Origin of the sequence: Piscinibacter sp. (assembly GCF_050175855.1) — a bacterium.
Classification (GTDB): Bacteria; Pseudomonadota; Gammaproteobacteria; order Burkholderiales; family Burkholderiaceae_C; genus Piscinibacter.
In genome coordinates, this window is record NZ_JBFXIO010000477.1 from 1 (window position 1) to 3,414 (window position 3,414).

4 protein-coding genes are annotated in these 3,414 nt (G+C 68.4%); all 4 read left to right on the forward strand.

Going from position 1 to position 3,414, the window contains the following annotated elements; translation table 11 throughout:
• A partial coding sequence (locus AB7U92_RS24165; protein ID WP_428582915.1) for a molybdopterin-dependent oxidoreductase occupies window positions 1-1,415 on the forward strand: 1,415 nt, incomplete at its 5' end.
• An 8-nt stretch (window positions 1,416-1,423) separates the two neighbouring features.
• Window positions 1,424-2,488, forward strand: a complete 1,065-nt coding sequence (gene nuoH, locus AB7U92_RS24170) for an NADH-quinone oxidoreductase subunit NuoH (protein WP_428582917.1) — start codon at window positions 1,424-1,426, stop codon at window positions 2,486-2,488.
• A 10-nt stretch (window positions 2,489-2,498) separates the two neighbouring features.
• A complete protein-coding gene (gene nuoI / locus AB7U92_RS24175; protein WP_428582919.1) occupies window positions 2,499-2,996 on the forward strand; it encodes an NADH-quinone oxidoreductase subunit NuoI in 498 nt (165 codons plus the stop codon).
• Window positions 2,997-3,036: 40 nt separating this feature from the next.
• The coding region (locus tag AB7U92_RS24180; protein WP_428582921.1) for an NADH-quinone oxidoreductase subunit J at window positions 3,037-3,414 on the forward strand (378 nt) is incomplete at its 3' end.

Below are 3,414 nucleotides of genomic sequence, written 5' to 3' on the forward strand. Positions count from 1 at the left end.
AGATCGACCACGGCCCCGGCGCCATCGGTGCGCTCGGCTCGGCCCATGCCACGGTCGAGGAACTGCACCTGCTGGCCAAGCTGGTGCGCGCCCTGGGCAGCGAAAACGTCGACCACCGCACCCGCCACGCCGACTTCGGCGCCGCGGCGCCGGCCGGCAAGGCACGCTGGCTGGGCCTGCCGATCGCCGCGCTGTCGAACCTGCAGCGCGTGCTGGTGATCGGTTCGTTCCTGCGCAAGGATCATCCGCTGTTCGCACAGCGCATCCGCCAGGCGGCGCGCAAGGGCGCGCAGGTGCACAGCCTGCATGCGCTGGCCGATGACTGGCTCATGCCCATGGGCACGCGGCTGGTCGCCGCACCGTCGGCCTGGGTGCAGTCGCTGGCCGACATCGCAGCGGCCGTCGCGGCCGCGAAGGGTGTCGCTGCGCCAGCCGCCGGGAACGCCGGCAGCGAGGCAAAGGCCATTGCCGATTCGCTGCTGTCCGGCGAGCGCAAGGCGGTGCTGCTCGGCAATGCCGCCGCCCAGCATCCGCAGGCCGCATCGCTGCTGTCGCTGGCGAACTGGATCGCCGCGCAGACCGGCGCGGCGGTGGGCTACCTCACCGAGGCCGCCAACACGGTGGGTGCGCAGCTCGTCAACGTCCAGCCGGGCCAGGGCGGCCTGAACGCCGGGCAGATGCTGAGCGCCGGCTCGCTGAAGGCTGCGCTGCTGCTCGACGTCGAGCCCGCCTTCGACGCCGCCGACCCGAGCGCCGCCCAAGCCGCGCTCGGGAAAGCCGAGATGGTCGTCGCCATGAGCGCCTTCAAGAGCACCGCCTTGCTCGACGTCGCCGACGTGCTGCTGCCGGTCGCGCCCTTCACCGAGACCTCGGGCAGCTTCGTCAACGCCGAAGGCCGACTGCAGAGCTTCCACGGTGTCGTCAAGCCGCTGGGCGAGACGCGCCCGGCCTGGAAGGTGCTGCGCGTGCTCGGCAACATGCTCGGCCTGTCGGGCTTCGAGTTCGAGACTTCCGAACAGGTGCGCGCCGAGGCGCTGGGCGACGGCTCCGGCATCGCGGCGCGCCTGGACAACGGCTGCGCCGCCGCGGTTGCGACGCAACCGGCCATTGCCGGCCTGCAGCGCATCGCCGACGTGCCGATCTACAGCGCCGATTCGCTGGTGCGCCGCGCCCCCGCGCTGCAACACACCGCCGATGCGCGCGCGCCGCAGGCCAGCCTGCCCGCCGCCCTGTGGCAGCAGCTCGGCCTGGCTGCCGGTGACCGGGTCCGCGTGAGCCAGGGTGCCGCCAGTGCCCTGCTGCCTGCGCAGCTCGATGCCACGCTGGCCGCCGGCACCGTGCGTGCTCCCGCCGGACACCCCGACACCGCCACGCTCGGCGCCGCCTTCGGCGCCGTCACGGTCGAGAAAGCCTGAGGCGCACGATGCTCGACACCGTCACCACCTTCGGTTCCTCGCTGCTCGGCCCCGCCTGGCCGGTGGTCTGGACCCTCGTCAAGATCGTCGCGCTGGTGCTGCCACTGATGATCTGCGTGGCCTACCTGACGCTCTGGGAGCGCGTGGGCATCGGCTACACCCAGATCCGCCTAGGCCCCAACCGGGTCGGTCCGCGCGGCTGGCTGCAGCCGATCGCCGATGCGGTGAAGCTGATCTTCAAGGAGATCATCGTCCCGACGGCGGCCAACAAGGGCCTGTTCTTCCTTGGCCCCATCATGACCATCATGCCGGCGCTGGCCGCCTGGGCGGTCGTGCCGTTCGGGCCCGAGGTCGCGCTGGCCAATATCAACGCCGGCCTGCTGTTCCTGATGGCCATCACCTCGATGGAGGTCTACGGCGTCATCATCGCCGGCTGGGCCTCGAACTCGAAGTACGCCTTCCTCGGCGCGCTGCGCGCCTCGGCGCAGATGGTGTCGTACGAGATCGCGATGGGCTTCGCGCTGGTGGTCGTGCTGATGGTCTCGGCCAGCATGAACATGACCGACATCGTGCTGAGCCAGGGCAAGGGTCAGTTCGCGGCGATGGGCCTGAACTTCATGTCCTGGAACTGGCTGCCGCTGCTGCCTATCTTCGTCGTCTACGTGATCGCCGGCATCGCCGAGACCAACCGCCATCCGTTCGACGTGGTGGAAGGCGAGTCGGAGATCGTCGCCGGCCACATGGTCGAGTACTCGGGCATGTCGTTCGCGATGTTCTTCCTCGCGGAGTACGCCAACATCATCCTGGTCTCCACGCTGGCGGCGATCCTGTTCCTCGGCGGCTGGCTGCCGCCGATCGACAGTGCGCTGTTCAACTGGATCCCCGGCTGGATCTGGCTGGGCATCAAGACGTTCATGATCTGCACGCTGTTCCTCTGGGTGCGTGCGAGCTTCCCGCGCTACCGCTACGACCAGATCATGCGCCTGGGCTGGAAGATCTTCATCCCGGTGACGCTGATCTGGCTGGTCGTGGTCGGCCTGTGGATCCAGTCGCCCTGGAACATCTGGAAGTAAGGACCGCGCCATGGCACAGGCTTCCACCCTCAAGGACTTCGTCTCCAGCTTCTTCCTGCTGGAACTGCTCAAGGGCTTCAAGCTCACCGGGCGGCATTTCTTCCAGCGCAAGATCACCATCCAGTTCCCGGAAGAGAAGACGCCGCTGAGCCCGCGCTTCCGCGGCCTGCATGCGCTGCGCCGCTACGAGAACGGCGAGGAACGCTGCATCGCCTGCAAGCTGTGCGAGGCGGTGTGCCCGGCGATGGCGATCACCATTGAGAGCGACGTGCGCGCCGACGGCTCGCGCCGCACCACGCGCTACGACATCGACCTGACCAAGTGCATCTTCTGCGGCTTCTGCGAGGAAAGCTGTCCGGTCGACTCGATCGTCGAGACGCACATCTTCGAGTACCACGGCGAGAAGCGCGGCGACCTGTACTTCACCAAGGACATGCTGCTCGCGGTGGGCGACCGCTACGAGCGCGAGATCGCGGCCAACAAGGAGGCGGACGCCAAGTACCGCTGACCGCCGCCGGCGGCAGCGCGACAGCGCCTGCAAGAACAACATGGACATCCAAACCGCGCTCTTCTACGTCTTCTCGGCGGTGCTGCTGTTCGCGGCCTTCCGCGTCATCACCTCGCGCACGCCGGTCTACGCGGCGCTGTACCTCGTGCTCGCCTTCTTCAACGCGGCCTGCGTGTGGATGCTGCTGCACGCCGAGTTCCTCGCCATCGCGCTGGTGCTCGTCTACGTCGGCGCGGTGATGGTGCTGTTCCTGTTCGTCGTGATGATGCTCGACATGAACACCGACGCGCTGCGCGAGGGTTTCTGGAAGCACTTCCCGGTGGCGGCGCTGGTCGGCGTGGTCATCATCCTCGAGATGGCGCTGGTGCTGATCCCGGGCTTCGACGTGCGCAGCGCGCCGCCGCTGGATCCGGCGATG

What these genes read in the sequence shown, in the direction of transcription:
- nuoI (WP_428582919.1), top strand. Translation starts at nt 2,499, where the DNA reads ATGGCACAGGCTTCCACCCTCAAGGACTTCGTCTCCAGCTTCTTCCTG.
- nuoH (WP_428582917.1), top strand. Translation starts at nt 1,424, where the DNA reads ATGCTCGACACCGTCACCACCTTCGGTTCCTCGCTGCTCGGCCCCGCC.